The organism is Sorangium sp. So ce394 (assembly GCF_051474665.1).
GTDB classification, from domain to species: domain Bacteria; phylum Myxococcota_A; class Polyangia; order Polyangiales; family Polyangiaceae; genus Sorangium; species Sorangium cellulosum_D.
Genome location: NZ_CP150339.1, coordinates 13,037,420 through 13,059,579 on the forward strand (window position 1 = coordinate 13,037,420; position 22,160 = coordinate 13,059,579).

Annotated in this window: 19 protein-coding genes; 10 read left to right on the plus strand and 9 right to left on the minus strand. The window is 74.7% G+C overall.

Features of this window, described 5'->3' with window-relative positions; all coding sequences use genetic code 11:
- Positions 1–227: 227 nt before the first annotated feature.
- The gene (locus WMF33_RS48210; RefSeq protein WP_437334875.1) at positions 228–785 is read left to right on the plus strand and encodes a glycine cleavage system protein R; all 558 of its coding nucleotides are present in this window, start codon (positions 228–230) and stop codon (positions 783–785) included.
- 34 nt (positions 786–819) lie between these two features.
- On the plus strand, positions 820–1,758 hold the full coding sequence (locus tag WMF33_RS48215; protein WP_437334876.1) for a hypothetical protein: 939 nt from the start codon (positions 820–822) through the stop codon (positions 1,756–1,758).
- A gap of 183 nt (positions 1,759–1,941) precedes the next feature.
- On the opposite strand, the gene WMF33_RS48220 is transcribed toward WMF33_RS48215, so the two are convergent.
- Complete coding sequence (locus WMF33_RS48220) at positions 1,942–2,724, minus strand: HAD family hydrolase (protein ID WP_437334877.1); 783 nt, start codon at positions 2,722–2,724, stop codon at positions 1,942–1,944.
- 288 nt (positions 2,725–3,012) lie between these two features.
- On the opposite strand from WMF33_RS48220, the gene WMF33_RS48225 reads away from it, so the two are divergent.
- From WMF33_RS48225 to WMF33_RS48235, 3 genes are all read left to right on the plus strand, one after another.
- Positions 3,013–3,801, plus strand: a complete 789-nt coding sequence (locus tag WMF33_RS48225; protein ID WP_437334878.1) for a Uma2 family endonuclease — start codon at positions 3,013–3,015, stop codon at positions 3,799–3,801.
- A gap of 135 nt (positions 3,802–3,936) precedes the next feature.
- Complete coding sequence (locus tag WMF33_RS48230; RefSeq protein ID WP_437334879.1) at positions 3,937–4,206, plus strand: DUF2277 domain-containing protein; 270 nt, start codon at positions 3,937–3,939, stop codon at positions 4,204–4,206.
- 130 nt (positions 4,207–4,336) lie between these two features.
- On the plus strand, positions 4,337–4,888 hold the full coding sequence (locus WMF33_RS48235; RefSeq protein WP_437334880.1) for a Uma2 family endonuclease: 552 nt from the start codon (positions 4,337–4,339) through the stop codon (positions 4,886–4,888).
- A 60-nt stretch (positions 4,889–4,948) separates the two neighbouring features.
- Here WMF33_RS48235 and WMF33_RS48240 read toward each other — a convergent pair whose 3' ends face one another.
- Together WMF33_RS48240 and WMF33_RS48245 are read right to left on the minus strand one after the other, a co-directional pair.
- Positions 4,949–7,408, minus strand: a complete 2,460-nt coding sequence (locus tag WMF33_RS48240; protein WP_437334881.1) for a substrate-binding domain-containing protein — start codon at positions 7,406–7,408, stop codon at positions 4,949–4,951.
- Between the two features lie 11 nt (positions 7,409–7,419).
- Complete coding sequence (locus WMF33_RS48245; RefSeq protein ID WP_437334882.1) at positions 7,420–7,677, minus strand: hypothetical protein; 258 nt, start codon at positions 7,675–7,677, stop codon at positions 7,420–7,422.
- Here WMF33_RS48245 and WMF33_RS48250 point away from each other — a divergent pair.
- The 3 genes from WMF33_RS48250 to WMF33_RS48260 all read left to right on the plus strand — a co-directional run bounded on the left by WMF33_RS48250 (position 7,676) and on the right by WMF33_RS48260 (position 10,668).
- Complete coding sequence (locus tag WMF33_RS48250; protein ID WP_437334883.1) at positions 7,676–9,247, plus strand: nucleotide-binding protein; 1,572 nt, start codon at positions 7,676–7,678, stop codon at positions 9,245–9,247. The genes WMF33_RS48245 and WMF33_RS48250 overlap by 2 nt on opposite strands.
- 126 nt (positions 9,248–9,373) lie before the next feature.
- Positions 9,374–10,327, plus strand: coding sequence for an esterase/lipase family protein (locus WMF33_RS48255; RefSeq protein WP_437334884.1), 954 nt, complete (start codon positions 9,374–9,376; stop codon positions 10,325–10,327).
- Entirely contained in the window at positions 10,327–10,668 is a 342-nt protein-coding gene (locus WMF33_RS48260) for a hypothetical protein (protein ID WP_437334885.1), read from the plus strand. Before WMF33_RS48255 ends, WMF33_RS48260 begins: the two co-directional genes overlap by 1 nt.
- A gap of 118 nt (positions 10,669–10,786) precedes the next feature.
- On the opposite strand, the gene WMF33_RS48265 is transcribed toward WMF33_RS48260, so the two are convergent.
- On the minus strand, positions 10,787–11,512 hold the full coding sequence (locus WMF33_RS48265) for a helix-turn-helix transcriptional regulator (protein WP_437334886.1): 726 nt from the start codon (positions 11,510–11,512) through the stop codon (positions 10,787–10,789).
- Positions 11,513–11,594: 82 nt separating this feature from the next.
- On the opposite strand from WMF33_RS48265, the gene WMF33_RS48270 reads away from it, so the two are divergent.
- Positions 11,595–12,323, plus strand: a complete 729-nt coding sequence (locus WMF33_RS48270; RefSeq protein ID WP_437334887.1) for a glutathione S-transferase family protein — start codon at positions 11,595–11,597, stop codon at positions 12,321–12,323.
- A 71-nt stretch (positions 12,324–12,394) separates the two neighbouring features.
- Here the strand turns inward: WMF33_RS48270 and WMF33_RS48275 are convergent, their stop codons facing one another.
- Both WMF33_RS48275 and WMF33_RS48280 read right to left on the minus strand, forming a co-directional pair.
- The gene (locus WMF33_RS48275) at positions 12,395–14,836 is read right to left on the minus strand and encodes a beta-propeller domain-containing protein (protein ID WP_437334888.1); all 2,442 of its coding nucleotides are present in this window, start codon (positions 14,834–14,836) and stop codon (positions 12,395–12,397) included.
- A 294-nt stretch (positions 14,837–15,130) separates the two neighbouring features.
- Complete coding sequence (locus tag WMF33_RS48280) at positions 15,131–16,918, minus strand: hypothetical protein (RefSeq protein ID WP_437334889.1); 1,788 nt, start codon at positions 16,916–16,918, stop codon at positions 15,131–15,133.
- Positions 16,919–17,422: 504 nt separating this feature from the next.
- Here WMF33_RS48280 and WMF33_RS48285 point away from each other — a divergent pair.
- Positions 17,423–18,265 (plus strand): Uma2 family endonuclease, encoded by an 843-nt coding sequence (locus WMF33_RS48285; RefSeq protein WP_437334890.1) that lies wholly within the window; start codon positions 17,423–17,425, stop codon positions 18,263–18,265.
- Positions 18,266–18,306: 41 nt separating this feature from the next.
- On the opposite strand, the gene WMF33_RS48290 is transcribed toward WMF33_RS48285, so the two are convergent.
- The 3 genes from WMF33_RS48290 to WMF33_RS48300 all read right to left on the minus strand — a co-directional run bounded on the left by WMF33_RS48290 (position 18,307) and on the right by WMF33_RS48300 (position 22,030).
- Entirely contained in the window at positions 18,307–19,401 is a 1,095-nt protein-coding gene (locus tag WMF33_RS48290; protein ID WP_437334891.1) for a hypothetical protein, read from the minus strand.
- 320 nt (positions 19,402–19,721) lie between these two features.
- Positions 19,722–20,798 (minus strand): tetratricopeptide repeat protein, encoded by a 1,077-nt coding sequence (locus WMF33_RS48295; RefSeq protein WP_437334892.1) that lies wholly within the window; start codon positions 20,796–20,798, stop codon positions 19,722–19,724.
- A complete protein-coding gene (locus WMF33_RS48300) occupies positions 20,795–22,030 on the minus strand; it encodes a hypothetical protein (RefSeq protein ID WP_437334893.1) in 1,236 nt (411 codons plus the stop codon). The genes WMF33_RS48295 and WMF33_RS48300 overlap by 4 nt, the downstream gene beginning before the upstream one ends.
- Positions 22,031–22,160 lie beyond the last annotated feature (130 nt).

The following is a 22,160-nucleotide window of genomic DNA, read 5'->3' on the forward strand; positions in this document are numbered from 1 at the left end:
GGCCGTCCTCTCGCCCACCGCCCCGCCGGAGACAAGCGCCTCGTCGGCCGCGGCGCGCGGCCGCTCGATCCCCGCGGACGCGCGCGCGCCGACCCGGACGGCGCTGCCCGGGCGCTCGCCGCCGCGGACGCGCGCCCGCGATGGCCTGCGCCGGTCGCGCCGGTCGCGTCGGTCGCGTCGGTCGCGTCGGTCGCGTCGGTCGCGCGGATCGGACTAAGATGCGCCGCATGACGACGACGCCCGAGCCCGAAGCCTTCCTGGTCCTCTCCTGCCTCGGCCCTGACCGAACGGGCCTCGTCGCGGAGGTGACCCACTACCTGACCGAGCGGGGCGCCAACGTGGAGGACAGCCGCATGGCGGTGCTCGGGGGCGAGTTCGGCATCCTCCTGCTCGCGTCGGGCCCCCCGGGCGCGATCGAGGCGGTGGAGCGCGACACCGGGGCGCTCACGCGGGCGACGGGGCTCACGGTGCAGAGCCGCAGGACCAAGAGCCCCGAGTCGCACCGGCGCGCGGCGACCATCCCCTGCGTCATCTCCGTCGACGCGCTCGATCACGAGGGGATCGTCCGCGCCGTGTCGCGCGCGCTCCACGGCGCGGGCGTCAACATCGTCTCGCTCGAGACCTCGGCCTACGAGGCGCCGGTGACCGGCTCGCAGCTCTTCCGGATGGAGGCCCACGTCGACGTCCCCGTCGGGGTGTCGCTCGCCCAGCTCCGCAAGGCGATGGACGCCGTCGCGGAGTCCGAGAACCTCGACATCGATGTCCGCTCGCTCATCAAGGGCTGACGCCGCCCCGCGAGAACCGGTATCTTCGCCGGCCATGCCCTTCAGCAATCTGAGCTCCCCCCGCAAGGTGCACGGCCTCGACGCGGAGATCCGCGGCGCCGCGTTCCTCGCGAGCCCCGGCCTGGTCGCGATGGTCTCGACCGACCCCGTGCGCCTCGGCGTCTGCCCGATCGGCGGCGCCGGCGCGAAGACGACGAACCTGTCGCTCTCCTCGGCGCACGACGTGGCGCTGCTCTCGAAGGACGTGGCCGTGGTGCGGAGCGACGACGCGGTCTGGGCGCTGCTCGGCATCACGCACGGCCCGAAGCTCGATCAGGTCGGGCGGGACGCGCGGCAGCTCGCGACGCGCCCGTCCGGCGAGACGGCGCTGTCGCTGGGCTGGGACGGCAGCGCGACGGAGCTGAAGCTCGACAAGACCGAGGTGAACGGCCGCACGTTCGCGGTGCGCGGCGCGGCGCGGGCGTTCGACGTGACCGACACCGAGACGCACGCGGTGATGGACGGCGCCGGGGAGGGGGGCGAGCTCCGCGTCCACCCCGGCGCGACGCCGGAGCCGGGCCCGACGCTGCGCGCCTCGCTGCCGCGCGCGGCCCAGAACCTCGACCGGGTGCGCGGCGGCCCGAAGCTGACGGCGGTGTACAAGCGCGGCGCGAGCGCGGCCTGCGCCGTCGTGCGGTCGTCGGGCAAGCTGGCGGCGAAGATGCTCGCCTTCAGCGATCCGGTCGCCGATGTGGCGGTCCTCGAGTCGAGCCTGTTCGCCTGCTTCGCGGACGGCCGCGTCGCGCTGTTCGACGGCGCCGCCATCGAGGCCGCCTCCGGCGCGCCGCTCGCGCCGACGGCCAGCGTCGCGCTCGGCGCCCGCGGCGAGCCGACCGTGCTGGTGGCCGCCGGCAAGGGGTCGCCGACGCTGTGGGTGGGCACGAGCGCCGGGGAGATCTGGAGCCTCGCGGTCGTGCGCAAGCAGGGCGGCTGAGGCGCGGCCTGTTCCGGCGCCCGGGGCGTCACGGAGCGCTGCTGGATCAAGATATCGATTCGTCCGGTTCCACATCCGCTAGCGCCAAACTGTCTTGCTTGAGACGACCCAGGTTTGCCGCTCCCGGGGCAATCGGCAGATCACAGAGCGACACACCGCGCAGGCTTGAACTGCGCGCCCCCCTCACGCCGCCCGCGCCGCGATCCGCCCCTCGACCACGCCATCCGGATCGACCGCGTCGAGCGTCGTCACGACCCGATCCGCCCCCGCGGCGGCCAGCAGCGCGTCGTCGGCGAGCCGCGCCACGCCGAGCGCGGTCATCCTTGCCGCCTTGGCGGCCTGCACCCCGGCGGGGGCGTCCTCGACGACGAGGCAGCGCGCCGGGGGCACGCCGAGCGCGCGCGCGGCGGCCAGGAACAGGTCCGGCGCCGGCTTGCCGTGCGCCACCGCGACGCCGCAGAGGTCGGCGTCGAACAGGTCGAGCAACGTCGTGCCGGGCGCGACGGCCGGGCGGCGGATGCGTTGCTGCTCGGCGAAGGCGTCGGCGCGGATCCTCCGGAGGAGCTGGCCTGCGTTCCTGGACGACGACGCCGCCGCGATGGGCACGCGGCGCGCCTTGAGCCCCAGGATCAGCCGCATCGCATCAGGGAAGACGACGAACTCCCCCGCCTCGATCTTCCGGAGCAGCGCCTCCTGCTTGCGCTCGGCGTAGCGCCGCGCGCGCTCGGCGGCGTCGGGCACGCCGAAGTAGTCGAGCGCCGCGCGCGCGCCGCTCTCGCGCGCCTTGCCGGCGACCTCGCTCTGGTAGACGGCCGTCGTGAACCGCTCGGGCGCGTAGCGCGTCTCGGGCGCGATCGCGCGCCACTCGGTCGCCATCAGCGCCTCCAGCGCCTCGCGCCAGGCGCGCTCGTGCGGCGAGTCGACCACCACCCCGTCGACGTCGAAGAGGACCCCCTCGAAACGCATGCCGCCGACATGGCACCCGCGCGCGGCACCGGGAGCCCCGAGCGCGCCCTGGCGATGCGATGCGCCGCCGTCCGCCCGCGCCGGCCGGCGGCCCGCAACGCCTGACGCGCCGCTCGCCCGCGCCCGCCCGTGCCGCCTGCCCGCGCCGTCCGCCCGCGCCGGCCGGCGGCCCGCAACGCCTGACGCGCCGCTCGCCCTCGCCCGCCCGTGCCGCCTGCCCGCGCCGCCCGCCCGCGCCCGCCCGCCTCCCGCCGCTGCGCCGGGGGTGCTGTGCTACGGTCGAAGCTCGTGCCGCCCGTCCGCACCGGAGCCAACCCCCACGCGACGCGCCTCCCGCGCGCGCTCGTCGTCCGCGATCCGGAGCCCGAGGAGCTCCGCGCGACCATCGACTGGTCGGACTGGTACCTCGACGACGCGGACGGCATCGGCGCGTGGGGCGAGCACGACGAGATCGCCCGCCTGCTCCTGTCCTCGATCGCGCAGCTCGCGCGCGAGCGCGGCTGGACCGACCACCACGCCGGGTCGGACCGGTTCTTCGCGTGGGTGCGCGAGGAGCCGCTCGTGCGCGTCTCGCCGGACGTCTACCTCCTCGATCACCGGCCCGCGCCGCCGCTGCCCAAGCAGTGGCAGACCTGGCTGCCCGGCCACCGCCCGCCGCGCTTCGCGCTCGAGATCGTGGCGAGCGACTGGCAAAAGGCCTACGAGGACATCCCGCTCAAGTACTGCCAGCTCGGCTGTCCCGAGCTCGCGATCTTCGATCCGCTGGCCGCCGCGCAGCGGCCGCCCGCCGGCAGGGTGGCGCTCCAGGCTTACCGGCGCGACCCCGACGGCGCGTACGTGCGCGTGCACGCCGGCGCCGGCCCCGCGTGGAGCCCCGCGCTCGACAGCTGGCTCTGCGTCGTGGGCAGCGCGGCCGACGCGCGGCTCCGGCTCGCGCGCCCGGACGGCAAGGGCGAGCTCGTGCCCACCCAGGAAGAGGTCGCGGCGACCGAGGCGCGCGCCAGGGAGGCCGCCGAGGCGCGGGTGCGCGAGCTCGAGGCCCGGGTGCGCGAGCTGGAGCAGCTGGAGCCGCGATAACGCACGTCGCGCCGGGCGCAGCGCCGCAGCGCCGCAGCGCACGACAGGAGCGCCGCGCCGGTCGACCGCGCGGTTTTGGCCGTGTTTTTCGCCGCGCCGGTTCCACCGCGCCGCGTTCGGCGGTACGCTCGCGCCATGTGTCGGAGCATCCGTCCTCTATTCAACTTCGAGCCGCCGGCGACGGAGGAAGAGATCCGGGCGGCCGCCCTGCAATACGTGCGCAAGGTGAGCGGCACCCGCACCCCCAGCGGGAAGAACGTCGCCTGTTTCGAGCAAGCCGTCGACGACATCGCCGCCATCACGCGCCGGCTCGTCGAGTCGCTGGAAACCACGGCTCCACCCAAGAACAAGGAAGTCGAGGCCGCGAAGGCCCGCCTCCGCAACGCGCGCCGCTTCGGCACCTGACGCGCCGGTCTGCTCCCCTCGGGCAGCGGCGGCAGGCAGGCGGCCGCGCAGCCTGAATCGCTGAACCTGGCTCCGGCGCGGCTGCTACGTTATGTTCGCGCGCATGGGCGACGCCGCCACCACCCAGCGCATGAGCGCTTCAGCGTATCTCGAGTGGGAGCGCGCGCAGGTCGCAAAGCACGAGTATCATCTCGGCGAGGTCTTCGCGATGGCGGGCGGCAGCCCGCGGCACAACTTCCTCTCGAACGCCGTGGGGGCGGAGCTCCGCGCGGCCGTTCGCGGCAGGCCGTGCCATGTCCTGTCACCGGACCAGCGGATCTCCGCGAAGCAGGGGGAGCGCTACGTCTACGCGGATGCCGTCGTCGCGTGCGGCGGTGTGCGGATGGAGCCGGGCACCAGCGACGTGCTCGCGAACCCGAGCGTCGCCGTCGAGGTCCTGTCGCCCAGCACCGAGGCGTACGACCGCGGCGAGAAGTGGGCAGCGTATCAGCGCATCCCGTCCCTCACCGACTACCTGCTCGTCTCGCAGACCTCGGTGCGCGTCGAGCACTTCCGGCGCGAGGCCGACGGCTCATGGCGCTACCTCGTGATCGAGGCGGGAGGCGCGATCTCGCTCGCGATCGGCGCCGCCGTTCCGGTCGACGCCATCTACGAAGGCGCCTTCGGGCTCGACGCCGGCTGAAGGGGCGCGCTCGGCGCCGCCGGCCCGCCGAAGGGCCGAGGGCGCGCCGCGGCGCGCGGCTCACGACCGCGCAGCGCGGGGCGAGCCGCCGTAGACGAGCCGGCCGCCCGTCTTCGACAGCGCGTAGGCGAACCCGAGCTCGAGGGTCGAGCGGGCGACGACGCCCCCGAGGTCCAGCCCGTGCTCCACCATCAGCTGCGCCGCCGCCGGCGTGATGCCGACGAGCACGACCTCGGCCCCGAGCAGCCCCGCCGCCCGCGCCGCCGTCATGAGGTGATCCGCAGCCGCGGCGTCCACCGCCGCCATCCCCGTCACGTCGATCAGCACCACTTGCGCGTGCCGCTCGGAGATCTCCCGCAGCATCGACTCGAGGAAGCGGCCCGAGCGCTGGCTGTCCATCGCTCCGACGATGGGCATCACCAGGATCTGGCGCGCGACCGGGACGACCGGGCTGGAGAGCTCATGGATCGTGCTGAGCAGCGCCGCCTGCTGCCGGTTCGCCTGCTCGAGCTCCTGGGTCCGCTCGGTGACGCGGCGGAGGAGCTGCGCGTTCTCGAGCGCCACCGCCAGGGTGTCGGCGATGCGCTCGATCAGCTCGAGGTCCTCGGGCGAGCACGCCGCGCGGCGCTCGCTGTCGAGGACCAGGACGCCCAGCGCCCTTCCCCGGGCGAGCAGCGGGACGCCGGCCCGCGTGCGGCTGCCCTTCCGGCGCGCCTCGACGACATCCGGCCAGAGGTCGTGCTCGCCCGCCAGCGTGTCGATGACGAACGACCGGCCGGCGCTCAGCACCCGGCCGACCAGCGACTCCCGCTCGAGCCGGGCGCACCCCTCGACGAGGCCCTGCTCGTCGGCGTCCAGGCTGATGACGAGGAGCTCGCGCGAGCGATCCACCGCCGCGCCCCCGCGCCTCCGGCTCGCGGACTTGCGGCTCGTCTCCAGGGTCAGCTGCTCCGACAGCGGACGAGACCAGGGCGTGGACTCGAGGGTCACGAGGTCCACGCCGGTGTCGATGAAGCGCGGGAGGCGCCGATCCTCGGCCTGCCCCGGCGCCGGGAGCTCGGCCAGCGCCGCCTCCACCCCCCTCGACACCATGTCGTGGAGCAGCTCGACGGCGCGATAGCCCATGTCGTGCTCGCGCTGGACCACGGCCGCATGGATGGTGCCCTCCCGGAGCATCGCGATCGTCTCGGGGATCAGATCGAACGCCACGATCTTGAGATCTCCCGCCCTCCCCAGGGCCCTCGCGGCCGCGCCCCAGGCCGGGCCGTTCTCGGCGCAAGCCCCGAAGGCGCCGGACAGCCCTCCTTCGCGCAAGGCGTCCAGGGCGAGCTGCATCGCCGCGGAAGTATCGTAGTGGCTCTCCAGCGGAGATCGCATCGAGATGGACGTCCCGAAGGCCGCCGCGCCGAACCCCGCGACCCGATCGCAACCGTTCATGGCGCGGAGCGACGAGACCTGCGCGCCCACGACCCCGCCGTCCGGGAGGAGCCGCGCCATCGTCTCTCCGGCGAGCCGGCCGGCAGCCACGTTGTCGGTGCCGACGTAGGCCAGCGCCCTGCTGCCGTCGGCCGGCGGCGTATCGAACGTGATCACCGGAATCCCGGCCTCCGCCGCTCGCCGGATCGCCGGCTCGAGGGCCGCGGCGTCGGCCGGCGCCACGGCGATGCCGCTCACCCCGCGGCGCACGCCCTCGTCGATGAGCGCGCTCTGGCCGCCCTCGCCGCCGGCGCTGCCGCACCGGTGGATCACGCCGACGCCGAGGGCGCGCCCCGCGACGAGCGCGCCCTCCCGCAGGTTGTTCCAGTAGACCACCGGCGCGCGCCGCGGCGCCCGGTAGACGCGGAGCTCACGGTCCGCGCCGCGCTCGCTCGCGGGCGAGGCCCCGCAGGTGTCGTCCTCCACCAGGGCGAGCTCCACCGCGCTCCATTGCGGCCGCAGCTGCACGCTCTTGATACCGCTCGAGATGATCTCCACGAGCTCCTGCGGGCTGGCCTGCGAGGCCACCGCGTTCAGCACCTCCTCGAGCACCCGGTTCTCGTGGGCCGACCGCGCTTTGTCGTCGAAGAGCTCGCGCCGCTCGAGCGCCGCGCCGGCGCTGCCGGCCAGGGCCATCAGCCGCAACCTGCGCTCGTCCGAAAGCGGCTCCGCGGCCGGCTGCTCGACGGCGAGCACGCCGACCGGCCGCCCGCGCATGCGCACCGGCGCGAGGACCACGACCGCGTCCGCGGGCAGCCAGTCGAGCGCGACCGCGCCCGGCAGGTGCTCTCGGTACCACGCGGCCGCCGCCACGGCGCGCGCGCCGTCGCCCGGGTCGAGCTGCGAGACCGCGCTGGCCGGCCCCGCGTCCGACGGGATCGGCAGCGGGCCTGAGAGCAGGCTCTCGAGGCCCACGGCGGCCCGGTAGAACAGGCGATCTCCCTCTCGGATCAGCAGGCCGCCGCGCCGCGTTCCAGGCAGGCTGTCCGTGGCGTCCTGTACGATGCGATGCAGCGCTGCGAAGAGGTCCAGACCGGTGATCATGCGTGTTCGACCTACACCCCACCGGCGGAGCGCGGCGCGGGGATCGTGCCAGCAGGCGCGATCGGCCGGTCCGTTGTCAAGCCATCCATCCGGCTCCGCCCCGTCATGCGATCGAAATCGCGGCGGGCGTCGAGCGCTTCGCGCTGGTCGCTCGAGGCCGTCCGGCAGCGGGGAGCGGGCTCGTCCGAGGCGGCGCGCTCGGCGGCATCGGCCGACGACCGCGGTGCGATAGCAACGGACAGCCGCGCTCCGGCACCGGAGAACATCATGAGATGTTCTATTCCTCAGCTCCTCCTCGTCCTCCCTGTGCTCTTCGCGATCCCCGCCGAGGCGGCGTCTCCGCCCTGCGCCCCGATCCGCCGGGGCGGCCCCGGGGACGTCGAGGACGCCGCCGTCCCCCCTCGCGGGCCGCGCCGCGACGTGGACGGCGCGGTCCCGAGCCACGGCGCGCCCCCGCCGCCGTGCCGCGCGGAAGACGCGGAGCCCGCGCGCCGCGAGGCGCCGCGCCCGCCCGCGAGCTACGTGTGCCACCGCTCGTGTCCCGGCGCCGCCCACCTCTTCAGCCGGCGGTACGGCGATCATCGCGAGCAGATCGGGTACTCGGTCGCCGCCGACGGCGCGGGGAACATCGTCATCGCGGGCTCGGCCGCGGGCACGGTCGACTTCGGCGGCGGGCCGGTCTCCGCCTCGGGGGCGTTCCTCGCGAAGCTCGACGCCGACGGAGATCTCCTCTGGGGCCGCGCCTTCGACGCCCCGTCATCGTTTGCCTCTGCCGTCGCCGTCGACGCCGACGGCGACATCCTGCTCGCGGGCGGCTTCCGCGATCCCATCGATCTCGGCGGCGGCCCGCTGATGAACCCCTTCGGCGGACTCCAGATCTCGTTCATTGCCAAATTCGACGCCAGCGGCGGCCACCTGTGGAGCCGCGCCGCGTCCGGCGACGAGCGCCACTTCCCGCGCTCCATCGCCGCGGACGGCGCCGGCAATGTCCTCGTCTCGGGCTCGTTCGAGGGCTCCCTCGACTTCTCCGGCGGAGCGTCGCCGCTCGTCAGCACAGGAGGCCTGTTCGACGAGGATATCTTCGTGTCGAAGCTCGACGCCTCCGGCGATCACCTCTGGAGCAAGGCGTTCGGCACCGTGGATATCGATCGCGGCGAGGGCCTCGCGGTCGACGGCGCGGGCAACCTCGTCCTCGCGGGGTTCTCCCTGGGCGGCGGCCTCGATTTCGGCGGCCGGCCGCTCCCGAGCGCCGGGAGCTCCGACATCTTCGTCGCCAAGCTCGATCCGGACGGCCATCATGTCTGGAGCCGGAGCTATGGAGATCCCGGCAGCCAGAACGCCTCCGCCGTCGCGGTGGATCCGCGGGGCAACATCCTCGTGACCGGGGGCTTCGCCGGAAGCGTCGACTTCGGCGGCGGACCGCGCCGCAGCGCGGGCGACAACGACGCGTTCGTCCTGAAGCTCGACCCGAGGGGCCGTCACGTCTGGAGCCGCCGCCTCGGCGGCGCGCTCCGGCAGGACGGCACGGCGATCGCCGCCGACGCGGACGGCAACGTGGCGGTCGCCGGGTTCTTCCGCGGCGCGCTCGATCTCGCGTGCGGGCGGATCGAGAGCGCGGGGGAGGAGGACGTCTTCCTCGTCAAGCTCGACGCCGCCGGCCGCGCGCTGTGGGGCGATCGCTTCGGCGACGCGCAGAGCCAGACGCCCACGGACGTCGCGTTCGACCCGGGCGGGGACGTCCTCCTCACCGGCTACTTCGACGGCGCCCTCGACTTCGGCGGCGGGCCGCTCGCGGGGCAGGGCGGCCGCGACGCGTTCCTCGCGAAGCTCGGGCGCTGAGCGGGCGGGCCGCGCCCCACCCGCCGAGCTCGGCGTGCGGCGCCGCTCCGACCTGCAGAGTCGCCCGCCGCCTTGCAGCGCTGCGCGAGGCGCCGATCCGTGCCACGATGCGGGCCGGATCGGCGCATGGGAAACAACCTGGAGCGGGTCGTCGGGGTGCTCAACGGGCTCCTCGGCGACCATCTACAGCGGACCAGCAACGGCCTCGCGACCGCGATGCAGCTCGTCCGCGACGGACGCCGCCTGCCGCTTGCCAGCGCATTCCCCGCGACCGCCGCTGATCGAGCCACACCCCGTGTCGTCGTGCTCGTGCACGGGCTGATGAGCACCGAGGAGATCTGGACGATGCCGGACGGCGAGACGTACGGATCGCGTCTTGCGCGCGACCTCGGGTACACGCCGTTTTACGTGCGGTACAACAGCGGCCTCCGCGTCTCCGAGAACGGCGAGGCCCTGGATGTCCTCCTCGAGCAGCTCGTCTGCGCCTCTCCGGTCGCCGTGGAGGAGCTGGTCCTCATCGGCCACAGCATGGGCGGCCTCGTCGCGCGCAGCGCCGCGCACGCGGCGAGCGACAAGCCTCGAAGGTGGCTGCCCCTCGCCAAGCGGGCCTTTTACCTGGGCACACCGCACCTCGGCGCCCCGCTGGAGCGCTTCGGCAACGCTGTCACGTGGGCGCTCGCGAGCATCGGCAATCCGTACACGAAGCTCATCGCCGATATCGTCAACCTCCGCAGCGGCGGGATGAAGGACCTGGGCTACGCCAACCTCCGCCGCGAGGACTGGGAGGGCGCCGGCGCCGACGCCCTGCTCCAGAATCGCCGTCATCCCGTGCCCTTGCTCCCCCACATTCGCCATCACCTCATCGCCGGCGCGCTCACGGCCGACCCGAGGCTCTCCCTCTTGTTCGGCGACGCGATGGTCTCGCTGAGGAGCGCCACGGGCCGGGCGGTCGCCGAGGACCGGTGCTCGCCCTTCCCTCAAGCGCACGCGCGGATCATGCCGTCGCTCGGGCACCTGCGTTTGGCCCACGACCCGGACGTCTACGCGCAGATCCGCGCGTGGTGCGAGGAGGCGGTGTGATGGAGCGGTGGCGCGGCTTGAAGGATCTCGTGCAGGAGGCGGTCGAGCACGGCTCGCGGGCCGTGGAGCGCCTGCAGAAGCACGCGGCGAAGCTGCCCTTCGATCTGCTGGAGCAGATTCCCCCGATCCAGGCGCCCGTGAGGGGGATTCGGGTCATCCACGATACGACGCTGTCCGGCGTCCACGGGACGATCCGCCTCGTCAACCGCGCTGTGGGGGCCACGGTGGATGTGGTCCTCGTTCTCCTGGAGCAGAAGGCACGGCCGGCGGAAACGCCGGACCGCAGCGCGGGCGCCGCGCCGGACGCGCCCTCCGGCGGCCCGGACGCCGAGGCGCCCTGAGCCCGGGGGCTGCCCGCTGCGCGCGGCTCCGCCGGCGCCCAACGACGGGCTGGCACGGCCGACGGCGCGGGCGGAGCGGCCCCCACGCATCAGCTCCCGGCCAGGGTCGAACGCCGCGTCACTCCCCGGCGCGCGGCGCGCCCGTGCGCTTCCACAGCTCGCGGCGGGCGGGCAGGGTCGCGCGCCACCGCGCGCGCAGCGCGCTCGGCCTCTCGCCGTAGCGCTCCTTCAGGAACGTGGCGCCGACCACGCGGTCGGTGCGAAAGGACCGGAAGTCCTGGCGGACCTCGCACCACGCCACGAGGAGGCGCGTCGACTCGCGATACCCGACCACGACGGGCCACACGACGCGCTCGCTCTCGCGGCCCGCCTCGTCGCGGTAGCGGAGCGCGATCTTCGTGCCGGCGCGGATCGACGCGCGCACCTCGGCCAGGTCGAGCCCGTCGGGGACCTGGTCCAGCGCGGGGGGCGTGCCCGTCGTCGGCTCGAGCACGAGCGGGCGCAGCCGCTCGGGGACCGTCGCGGCGATCTTCGCGATGAGGTCCTGCGCCGCCCTCCGCAGGGCGGCGTCCCCGCGGCCGGCGACCCACTGCGCGCCGAGGACCGCGACCTCGATCTCGTCGGGCGTGAGCATCAGCGGCGGCATGTCGAAGCCGCGCTCGAGCACGTAGCCGGTGCCGGCCTCGCCCCGGATGGGGACGCGCTGGGCGAGGAGATCCGCGACGTCGCGGTACACCGTCCGCTTCGACGTCTCGAGCTCCTCGGCGAGCGCCGCCGCGGTGACCGGCGCTCGCTGCCGGCGCAGGATCTGAAGGATCTGGAACAATCGGTCGGCGCGCCGCACGAGGATGCTGACACCAGGTTGTCAGCAGGGCGAGGCTACATCAAGCGCGGTCCACGGCGGACCCAAGCTCCCGGAGGTTCTCATGATCACGCTCTACGGCTTCGGCCCCACGTTCGGCTTGCCCGAAGCCAGCCCCTATGTGACGAAGACCGAGGTCCAGCTCAAGCTCCTCGGCCTGCCCTACCGGAAGGAGCGCGCGCGGCCCGACCTGTCGCCGAAGGGGCAGCTCCCCTTCATCGACGACGACGGCGCGCGCGTCGCCGACTCGCACTTCATCCGCGAGCACCTCGAGCGGAAGTACGGCAAGGATCTCGACGCGGGCCTCGACGCGCGGCAGCGCGCCGAGGCGTGGGCCATCGAGCGCATGCTCGAGAACCATTTCGTCGCGACCTCGGGGTACGCGCGCTGGCTCATCCCCGAGAACTTCGAGAAGGGCCCGGCGCACTTCGTCGACGGCGCGCCGGAGGAGCAGCGCCCGAAGCTGCGCGAGGAGCTCCTCGCGCGCGTCCGCGACAACTACCGCGCGCTCGGCATCGCGCGGCACTCGAACGAGGAGATCGTCGCGCTCGGCGTGCGCTCGCTGACCGCGCTCTCGACGCTGCTCGGGGACAGGCCGTACCTGTTCGGCGGGCGCCCCGCGGGCGTCGACGCGACGGCCTTCGCGGCGCTGGCCGGCATCCTCACGCCGTTCTTCGACTCGCCGCTCAGGCGCAGGGCCGAGGGCTTCGCGAACCTCGTCGCGTACACCGCGCGGCTCATGCGGGAGTTCTACCCGGATCACCCGTGGGAGGCGCCCCGGCAGGGGGCCTGAGCGCCGCGGCGCCGCCGCGGCGCCCCCGCTCGAGGGGCGGGGCGCCGCGGCCTGCGTTCCGCTGCCCGGCGCTACTCCTCGGGCGCCGGCGTCGGCGCGGGCTCGGCCGGCGTGGGCTCGGCGACGTCGACGCCGCCGCAGGCGGACCCCCACGAGGCCGGGGCGGGCAGGGGCAGCGACGCAACCGGCGTCGCGAGGTCGTCGAGCGCGTTCACGAGCACGCCGCCGTACGAGATCGAGTAGACGTAGTCCTCGATGAACACGCCGCGCTTCACGTCGGCGCCGCCGTAGTAGTAGCACCCCGACGTCGCGCTGAAGAAGCCGCTGTGGTCGACCGAGCCGAGGTGGCTGAACCCTTCGGCGACATCGACGTTGAAGAGCTCCAGCGTGCTCGCGACCGCGCCGGTCTCCCGGTCGTAGCTCACGACCGGGAAGGCGAGCACGTCGCGCTCACCGTAGTACGTGAACGCCTTGTGGTTGTACTCGGCCTCGGAAGACGTGTAGTCCCCCTCGAGCGACTTCTTGTGCAGGAGCTCCGGCGCCGACGGGTCCGTGACGTCGAAGATCTGCAGCGCCAGGCCGGTCACCACGCCGCTCTCGTCGCCGTCCCTGCCGATCGCCAGGAGGTGCCCGTCGTCGAGCGGGTGCATGTACTCGCTGAAGCCGGGGATCTTGAGCTCGCCCGCGACGGAGGGCGACTCGGGGTCGGAGAGATCGAGCACGAACAGCGGGTCGACCCGGAGGAACGTCACCACGTAGCCGCGATCCCCCATGAACCGGGTCGAGCGGATCTGCTCGCCCGGGGCCAGGTCGGTGATGGCGCCGATGCGCGAGAGCTCGGCCCCTTGCGCCTCGAGGACGAACACGCCGTTGCGGGTCGTCCACCGCTCGGTCCCGGGCACCATGGCGGTCGTCGAGACGCGGAGCTTGCCGTTGTGCTCGTCGAGCGAGAACTGGTTGAGGATGTGGCCGGGCACCGAGCCCGACGCGACGTACCGGGGCTGGCTCGGGTCGGCGACCAGATCGAACTTGTGCAGGTGCGTGACGTCCGTGCTCGCGTTCACCGCGCTGGGCGCCGTCGGCGCCTGCCAGCCGCGCGCGGCGACATAGAGGGCGTCGTGGCTCGAGTACACGGTGTCGGTCGCGCCGATGATCGAGGTCGACGCCGGCGCCTCGTCGAGGTCGGCGAGGTCGATCGACTCGATCTGCGTCAGGCCGTACGACGTCGTGCCCGCCTCGGGGACGTAGAAGTCCGCGCAGCTCGCGCCGAGCTCGGTGACCGTCTCGCCCTCCTTCTCGAAGCGGTACGGCAGCCACGCCGACAGCGACGACGCCTCGATGATCGCCGTGTTCTCGGCGCGGAGCTGCTCGAACGCCGCGGTCCACGCCTCGGCGGTCTCGGGGAAGGCGGTGAGGTCGGTGGGCCAGTAGTTGAGCGCGGGGCCGTGGGCGCCGCCGGACAGCACCGTGCGGACGTCGTCGCCCGCGCGCCGCGACGAGGCGTAGCCGCCCTCGAAGTAGAGCTCCCTGGCCACGCTGGGGGCGCCGCCCGCGAGGCTCAGGACGGTGAGCTTCGTGAGCGGGGCGTAGGCGTCGGGCGGCGGGGGCGCGTCGGTCACCGGCTCATCGGGGGACGGGGCGCCGGCCGGCGGCGTGGGCTCGGTGTCGCCGTCCGGCAGCGGCTCCGCGGGCTTGTCGGCGCCGTCCGGCGGCGGGTCGCCGCCTCCCGGGTTGGACGGCGTGTCGGACCCCTCCGGGGGGGCCGGCGCATCGTCCTGATCCGGCCCGCTGGATGGCGCGCTGCCCGGCGCGCCGGCGGGCGCGCCGGCGCCTCCGGGCAGGGCGATGCCGATGTCGATCCTGTAGTCGTAGTACCCCGGCCGCGGCTCGACGCCCGCCTTCTCGTAGATCGCGGCCCCGTTGACCGACGAGTAGACGACGACCTTGTCGCCTGCCACGAACATCTCGAGCGGGCTGCCCTCGATCGCGAGCGAGCTGCCCACCGCGAGCGACGACGCCGGCCACGCGGTCAGCGTGTAGAAGCTCTGGTCGTGCAGGATGTAGAGGTTGTTCCCGTCGGTCTTGACGATATCGGCCTCATCGACGCCGGCGACCTGGGTGTTCGTGTCCGAGTGGGCGGGGGCATCGCTCTCGCCGCCCGACGCCGCGTCCTCGGGGCTGCCGGCCACGGGCGGCGTCGGGGAAGGTACGCCGGTGGGGTCCGCGGCCCCCCCGGGCACGGCGACGCCGGGGCCGCCGAAGCCGACGCCGCGGCCGTCGCCGATCGCCCCGTAGCTCGCGATCATGGCGTCGATCTGGGCGTTCATCTTGGCGAGCGCGTCCTGCTTCAGCAGCGCTTCGAGGTCGTCGCACGACTGAGCCCGGTGGAGCGCCGCGCGCTGCGACGCGCTCTCGTCGGGTCCGGGTGACGAGGACTCCGTGACGCATCCGACGGCGAGGATGCCTGTTGCTAGGAGAAGCCAGAGAGAGGAATGGGCGCGGTGGGTTCGCATGGTGCCCGCCGGCGTCGCAAGGCCCGCGCCAGCCGCCCGCTCGCTCAATTCACCGCGAAATGCGGCGGTTCGCGCGCGCGCACGGCCCGCCGGGCGGCGCGAGGCACGACATGCCTGCGCTGGCGGGGGCCGCCTGGCACACGTGTGCCATGGATGGGTGATGAGACTGGCTATTTCCGCCAACACGCGATGAGACGGAGGTTCATTGGGCCCGGACGGACGCGCCGTATCGGGGGGCACGTGTCCGAGGGCGGCGGGGGCTCGCTCTCCCGGCCGGGACGCCTGCGCGCGGCGTCAGAGGGGAACGGGCGCGGGGGGGATCTTGAACACGTCCCATGCGGGCGTGTGGTTGCTCGTGTTCGTGGTCTGGTTCCAGAGATAGATCGACGGGTACGTGGTCACCGTCGTGCCCTCCACGACGACGCCGGTCACGTAGAGCTGCGACGCCTTCTTCTGCGGGTCCTTCTGGAGGGTGTAGCCGTCGCGGGACGACGAGAAGATGACCCAGTAATACGTCTTGCCGTCGACGGTCGTGGCCTCCGGCGACCACCTGGGCCAGCTGTTGTGGATCCCCGGGCTCGTGACGCCGACGCACGCCGGCGGATCGTTGGCCGCGAGCCGCGTCGCCGCGCCGCCGGCCGCGGGGACGACGTAGATGTCGGACGCGGGGTTATAGTACATCTCCCCCGGGCTCGGCGTCCGGTTGAACGCGATCAGCCGGTCGTCGGGCGAGAAGGCGGGGTAATACTCGTTGAACGCCGGCTCCGCGGCGCCCTGCAGCGGCGTCGCCGCGCCGCCCTGCCGGTCGTTGTAGGGCACCGTGTAGAGATCGCCTGCCCCGGCGGCGATCCGCCCGTCCTTGCCGGCGTCGGTGGACACGTAAACGATGGTGTCGCCGTCATGGCTCCAGTCCGGCATCAGCGCTCCGCGCGTGTCGCCCTCGCGCGGGATGAAGCCGTAAGCGGTCCCCTCCGCGGCCGCCATCTCTTCCTTGACCAGGTTGGGGTTGGCGTCGAGCGGGTAGGTCGGCACCTGCGACTCCAGGTCGATCCACGCGAGGCGCGCGTTCGGCATGGCGCTGTACGACTGGCCGTCCCAGACCGTGCCGCGATCCCGGCCATAGGAGGTGACGACGATCCGGTCTCCCGGGGAGAAGTGCGCTGCCGACATCCTTGGCGCGCCGAGCCAGGCCTGGCTCATCGCCTCCGAGCCGCCCGGCGTGACGTACGAGGGGACCTCGCCCACGGAGTCCTTCTGCACGGAGGCGATGGCGAGCCCCCACGGCCAGTGATCCGTGAAGATGACGGACTCGCCGTCGGGCGTCGACGTGTGGCACCCGATGCACCTCACCGCGCCGTCGTTCCGGAGGCCGCCGTTCTCGGTCCTGCGGCCGCCCTGCTGCACCTGCTCGACCTTGAGCGCGTCGACGACGCCCTCCTCGCCCACGCCGAACCCGGCCAGCCACGCGTCCGCCGGCCCTTCGCCGATCGCCGCCCAGTACACCATGCTGCCGCCGGCCGGGGCCGGCGCGATGGTGATCGGCCCGGAGGTGCCGACGAGCGGCGCGCCCGGCGCGCTCGTCGACACCGAGCGGATCGTGATGGTGATCGGCTCGTTCCGGACATGCGACGCCAGCTTCTCCCACATGTCCTTGGGCATCTTCCATTCGCGGTTCGTCGTGTAGACGACCAGGTCGTTCTTCTCCCGGTCGGCGTGCACGCGGATCTCGAACAGGTCCTGCCCCTCGGGCGCGGTCCACCGGAACCTCGGCCGCAGCCAGTTGTTCGGGAAGAGCGCCCCGATCTCCGGCTCGGCGAGGCACGGCCCGCCCGGCGCGCCGCTGCCCGGGGCGCCGAACAGCTCGGGCGCGTTGGCCGGCGGCGGCGCCCCGGCGTCGTCGAGCACCGGGGCCGCGGGGAAGTCCTCGCAGACCTCGCAGGGAGGCGGCTCGGCGGGGCCGCCGCTGCCCACGTCGAAGATGTTCCCCGTCCCCGCGCCGAACTCCTCCGGCGCCCCGCCCGAGCCGCCGGCGCCCTGGCCCTGCTGCGGGGAGCCGCTCGGGCTTGCCGAGCAGGCGATCACGAAGGCAGCGGCGATGAAGGCGGCGCCGACGCCGACAGATAGAGTCCCGATCCGATGTTGCAAGGTTCTCATTTTAAGTTCCTCCGTGCGCGCGCTCAGGGCTCGATTCGCCCGGACCACCACGCGGCTCGGCGCGCCCGAATCCGGGCAGACGCGCTGAGTGCGTGGTCGCCGTGGCGCTGCTGTTTCGTCGCGCCGGGCTCCGGCGGCCGATCGCAGATCGCGAGATCGCTCGGCGCGACGCGCCGCCCTTCCCGACGTGCAAGATGTAAAGAAAGCTCTTATCAGGTAGGAAGACATGGAACCTTTGCCCCTGTCAAGCGAGTCGCAGGGACATGTCGTCTGAAGGGGGCGCGCGGGGGCGCTCAGCGGCGGCACCTGTCGCCCGACGAGGCGCTCGGCGGAGCGCGCCGCGGGTCCTGAGGCGCCCGCATCCGGCGACGCCGGCGCTCCGGCGACGCCGGCGCGTTCCCGCGGCACGCGCCGGGGTGCTAGTTTCCCCGCGTGGCCTCGCCGAACCGCATCGGGTACCCGCTCAGCCCCCGGCGGCCGCCCCGCGCGCTCGTGCTCCGCGATCTGTCGCCCGAGGAGGCCAGCGCCGCGATCGACTGGTCCGGCTGGTACTTGCCCGATGATGCGGAGCGTCACGGCAAGGCCGAGCGCTCCGGAATCGTCCGCCTGCTGCTCTCGGTGCTCGCGCAGCTCGCGCGCGAGCGCGGCTGGGTCGACTGGTACGCCGGCGCCGACCACGCCTTCGCCTGGGTGCGGGCCGAACCGCTGGTGCGCGTCCTGCCCGATCTCTACGTCCTCGATCACCGCCCGTTGCCGCCGCTGCCGCGGCAGTGGCAGACGTGGCTGCCGGGCCACCGCCCGCCGCGGTTCGCGCTGGAGATCGTCACGGGCGACCATCGCCGGGCGTACGAGGTCGCGCCGGCCAAGTACTGGCAGCTCGGCTGCCCCGAGCTCCTGCTCTTCGATCCCGAGGCGGCCTCGGCCCGCGCGCCGCTCTCCGAGGAGCGGGTGCCGCTCCAGCTCTACCGCCGCGATCCGGACGGCACCTACCTGCGCGTCCACGCCGGCGCCGATCCCCTCTGGATCGAGGCGTTCGACGCGCACGTGGTCGTGCTGAAGGACGGCCCGCACCCGACGTTGCGCGTCGCGCGGACCTCCCGCGCGACCGATCTCGTGCCCGCCGAGGAGGAGGCCCTCCGCGCCGAGGGCGAGGCGCGCGCCCAGGAGCAGCGCGCCCGCGTCGCCGAGCAGCGCGCCCGCGCCGCCGCCGAGGCGCGCGTGCGCGAGCTCGAGGCGCGCGTGCGCGACCTGGAGGCCCGGGTCGCGCGCAGGTGAGCGCGCTTGCCGGCGCGCGCGAGGCGGGCACGAGGCGCGCGCTACGCCGGCCGCAAAATCTGCCGCACCGACTCCACGTCCGCGACCCGGTGCAGCACCGGCTGGAGGCCGGCGCCCGGGGCCTCGCCGAAGGCGCCGCTCGCCGCGACGGCGCGGGCGCGGGGGCCGTCGAGCACGAGGAACACGTCGCGGAGGCCGCCGGCGCCCGGCGCGTCGATCACGTCGACGATGCGCGAGCGATCGAGGTGCAGCTCCTCGTCGCCCCGCTGGATGAGCACGCGCCGGTCGGTGATGAGGTACCGCGTCCGCGCCGCGAGCCGCGCGGGGCGCACCACCGACACGTAGAGCATCGCCGCGCCCGCGGCGACGAGCAGCACGATCGTGAGCGAGAGCGAGGCGACGAGCGCCACGAACGACACGCTCTCCGGATCCATGCCCGCCGCGGTCACGATGCGGATGCTGCGCACGGCGTGCACCGCCGTGACCACGGCGAAGCCGCCGAGGAGCACGCCGAGCAGCACCGAGCCGACCCCGCGCAGGCCGTTCGGGAGCCACTTGTGCCAGCCGTCGGCCGGGTGCGCCGACCAGAGCACCCGCTCGCCCTCGTCGAGGCGCTGCGAGAGCAGCCGGTGGCCGTCGCCCGCGGGCGCCGACGGGACGACGCCCCGCAGGATCGCCCAGACGCGATCCGGGGCCACGACGCCGCAGAGCACGATCGACAGCCGCCGCCGGAGGGCGCCCGTGGGCACCGCCCTCACGAGCTCGAGGTCGCCCACGCCGGGGTGCTTCGGGTGCCAGTGGATGCGCGCGTAGCTGATCGACCGCCGCTCGATGGAGCGCCGGAGCTTCCCGCGCTGCACCACGATGTGCCGGTCGGTGAGCAGGTACTCGAGCTCCGACCGCCACCAGCGCGGCAGGTAGCTGAACGCCACCGCGAGGCTCGCCATCCAGGCCGCGAAGGCGAGCAGCTGGGTCGGCGACGCGCCGAGCGCCTTGCTCACGACGATGGCGGACGCCGTGCTGATCGCGGAGGTCACGCCGCAGACCACCGCGCCCACGACGTACAGGAGCGGCGTCGCGACGACCTTGGGGCGTCCGGACCAGAGCACGGGCTCATTGAACACCGAGTCGCGCATCTCGACGGATCTCCGTTCGGGGTGAGCTGGCCGGCGCCGCCCCCGCGCGCGAGGACGACCACGCTAAGGTGAACCCGCCGGGCGGGGTCGTAAAGGGGCGTCCTCGCATCCCGCCGCGGCGCGACGCGCGTCCGCTGCGGCGCGATCGATGCGCGACCGGAGGCGGCGTGCAGGAACTCCCGGAAGCACCTGCGGGAGCGGCCGGAAGCGCGGCGCGATCGCGACCGGAGCGCGGCGCGCGGCGCGATCACGACCGGAGCGCGGCGCGCGGCCCGGCCGATCGCCGCCCGTCAGCGCCGCAGCGGCGCCGCGGTCGCGGGTCAGCGCCGCAGCGGCGCCGCGGGCGCGGGCTTGCGCAGGCGCTTCATCGTCTGCTCCCGCTCCCGATCGCACTGCGCGCGCCGCGCCTTGGCCAGCGCCACCCAGTGGTCGTTTCCGGGGGCGCGCGCGATGTACGACTCCCACGCAGCCACGGCCTGCAGGTAGGCCTCCGCGCGCGCGGCGCCGAGCTCGGCGCTCCGCGCCGCGGCCCAGTGGCCGAGCGCCGCGTACCAGGCGTCGTCGTACGGGGGCACGTAGAACCAGCCCGCGCCGTTGATCTGCTGATCGTTCCGGTCGTAGGTCCTCGCGAGCCGGATGTGCTCGATGGCGCCCTCCAGGTCGCCCGACCGGTCGAGCGCCACGGCGAGCCCCCAGAGCGTGGTCACGCCGTAGCGGAACATGTCGAGCGACCCGAGCGTCGAGAGCGCCGCGCGGTAGCCCTCGACCGCGGCGGTGATGTCGCCGAGCGCCATGTGCGCCTCGGCCTGGTTGGCCAGCAAGAGCGCCCGCGACGCGGCGTGCGGCTCGAGCGCGAGCGCCTCGTCGTACGCCTTGATCTCCTCCGTGTACCTGCCGAGCCGCGCATAGCAGACCGCGAGCGCGTGCCACGCGTCGGCCCGGGAGGGCGCCGGCGGGTTGGCGCGCAAGAGCCCCTCGAGCGTCACGACCGCGCCCTCCACGTCGCCGAGGTGCTCCAGGATGTCGGCGTAGCGCAGCCGCACCGACGGATCGCGCGAGGCCGGCGCGCCGGCGCGCTCGTACAGGCTGCGCGCCTCGCGCAGCCAGAGCGGGCCGATCTCGTCGACCCGCTCGAGGAGCGGCGAGCGCCGGAGCCGGTCGTACCGGGCGAGGAGCGCGTCGGCCTGGGCGATGAGCGCCGCGCGCTCGTCGGCCGCCGGATCCAGCGCGCGGGACCAGACGGTCGGCGCCGCGCGGAGGGGCGCCGCCGCGAGCGCGAGCGCGAGGAGCGCCGCGAGGCCGGGCAGGAGCGGCGGCCGGGGCGAGCGAGGCGGCCGGGGCGAGCGAGCCCGCCCGGGCGAGCGAGCCCGCCGGGGCAGGCGCGGCTCCTGGCTCATCGCGCGCCCCCTGCGCCCGGCGCGGGCGCCGCGCCGCGCTCCTGCGGGGCGCGCCCGGCCGCTCCCGTCGCCGCGGCGCGCGCGGGCCGCTGGCCCCCGCCGCCGCCTCTCCGGAGCGCGTCGAGGCGCGCGCGCGCCGCCGCGGCCCACGGCCCCTGGCCGCCGGCGCCCGCCAGGTATGCCTCCCAGCGCGCGATCGCCGCCGCCGTCATGGTCCGCTCCAGCGCGAGCGCCTCGAGGGCGAGCCTGTCCTCCGGGACCGCGAGGTAGTCGAGGGTGCGCAGGCGCGCCGCCGCGCTGGCGAGATCGTCGGCGGCGTGCTCGCGGGCGGCGGCGCCGGCGTGCTGGTCGGCCGCCCGCGCCGTCGAGTCGGCGCGGTGGTCGGCCGCGCGGGCGCGTGCGGCCTCCGCGCGGGCGCGCGCCGCTGCCTGGGCGCGGGGGTCGCCCCCGGCGCCCGCGTCGGCCGCCTCGCCGTCGAGCGCGGCGTCGGCCTGGGCCTTGTCGCCGGCGCGGTCCAGCGCGAGCGCGAGCGACAGCGTGACGTCGCGGGCGAGCTGCGTCTGCGCGCGCTGGCGCGCCTCGCGCAGGTAGGCGATCGCCTCGTCGAGGTCGCCGCGGGCGCCCTGCGCGGCCGCGCCGGAGGGCGGCTTCGCGGCCGCGCCGGCGGCGGCCATCGACAGGTGCGCCGCCTCGAGCAGCACGAGCGCGCGCTGATCGGCGGTGCCGAGCAGGTCGATGCGCGGGACGAGCGCGCGGTAGATCGCGATCGCCTCGTCGCGCTTGCCGGTGCGGGCGAGCGACCGGGCGAGATCGTGCATCGTGTGCGGGTCCTCGACGCTGCGCGGATCGACGCCCCGCGCGCGATCGAAGGCGCGCCCCGCGTCCTCGGGGGAGCCGAGGGCGAGGGCGGCGCGGGCGAGCAGGACCTGCGGCGCGGCGTGCCCCGGGAGGAGCTGGTCGGCGAGGCGCGCCGCCTCGCGCGCCGCCTCCGGGTTGCTGCCGAGCTGCGCCTGGCCGCGCGCGAGCAGGTCGCAGTAGCGCGGGAGCTCCGGCGCGCGCGCGCGCTCCCAGACCGTGGGCCCCCGCGCGATGGCCCGGCTGGACCGCGCCGAGCACTCGGGCGGCCGCCCCGCCGCGGCCGCCGCGGCGACGAGCTCGCCGCCCGCCTGGCCGGCGTGGGCGGTGAGCGGGAGGGCGAGCAGGGCCGTAAGCAACAGCGGGCCGGGGTGCACGGCCGGAGTGTACCAGCGACGCGCCCCGGAGGCCCACGCCGGGCCGGCGGCGGCGGGCTGCGATCCGGTTGATCGGGCGGGCGATGGTCCGTTATGGTGCCCGAGGTGACAGCGCCGACGGGGGGCGTTC

Excerpts from the sequence above, each read along its gene's own strand:
- WMF33_RS48270 (WP_437334887.1), top strand. The coding sequence starts at position 11,595 with ATGATCACGCTCTACGGCTTCGGCCCCACGTTCGGCTTGCCCGAAGCC.
- WMF33_RS48290 (WP_437334891.1), bottom strand. The coding sequence starts at position 19,401 with ATGCGCGACTCGGTGTTCAATGAGCCCGTGCTCTGGTCCGGACGCCCC.
- WMF33_RS48210 (WP_437334875.1), top strand. The coding sequence starts at position 228 with ATGACGACGACGCCCGAGCCCGAAGCCTTCCTGGTCCTCTCCTGCCTC.
- WMF33_RS48245 (WP_437334882.1), bottom strand. The coding sequence starts at position 7,677 with ATGATGTTCTCCGGTGCCGGAGCGCGGCTGTCCGTTGCTATCGCACCG.
- WMF33_RS48250 (WP_437334883.1), top strand. The coding sequence starts at position 7,676 with ATGAGATGTTCTATTCCTCAGCTCCTCCTCGTCCTCCCTGTGCTCTTC.
- WMF33_RS48220 (WP_437334877.1), bottom strand. The coding sequence starts at position 2,724 with ATGCGTTTCGAGGGGGTCCTCTTCGACGTCGACGGGGTGGTGGTCGAC.
- WMF33_RS48275 (WP_437334888.1), bottom strand. The coding sequence starts at position 14,836 with ATGCGAACCCACCGCGCCCATTCCTCTCTCTGGCTTCTCCTAGCAACA.
- WMF33_RS48235 (WP_437334880.1), top strand. The coding sequence starts at position 4,337 with ATGAGCGCTTCAGCGTATCTCGAGTGGGAGCGCGCGCAGGTCGCAAAG.
- WMF33_RS48295 (WP_437334892.1), bottom strand. The coding sequence starts at position 20,798 with ATGAGCCAGGAGCCGCGCCTGCCCCGGCGGGCTCGCTCGCCCGGGCGG.
- WMF33_RS48240 (WP_437334881.1), bottom strand. The coding sequence starts at position 7,408 with ATGATCACCGGTCTGGACCTCTTCGCAGCGCTGCATCGCATCGTACAG.
- WMF33_RS48255 (WP_437334884.1), top strand. The coding sequence starts at position 9,374 with ATGGGAAACAACCTGGAGCGGGTCGTCGGGGTGCTCAACGGGCTCCTC.
- WMF33_RS48260 (WP_437334885.1), top strand. The coding sequence starts at position 10,327 with ATGGAGCGGTGGCGCGGCTTGAAGGATCTCGTGCAGGAGGCGGTCGAG.
- WMF33_RS48215 (WP_437334876.1), top strand. The coding sequence starts at position 820 with ATGCCCTTCAGCAATCTGAGCTCCCCCCGCAAGGTGCACGGCCTCGAC.
- WMF33_RS48230 (WP_437334879.1), top strand. The coding sequence starts at position 3,937 with ATGTGTCGGAGCATCCGTCCTCTATTCAACTTCGAGCCGCCGGCGACG.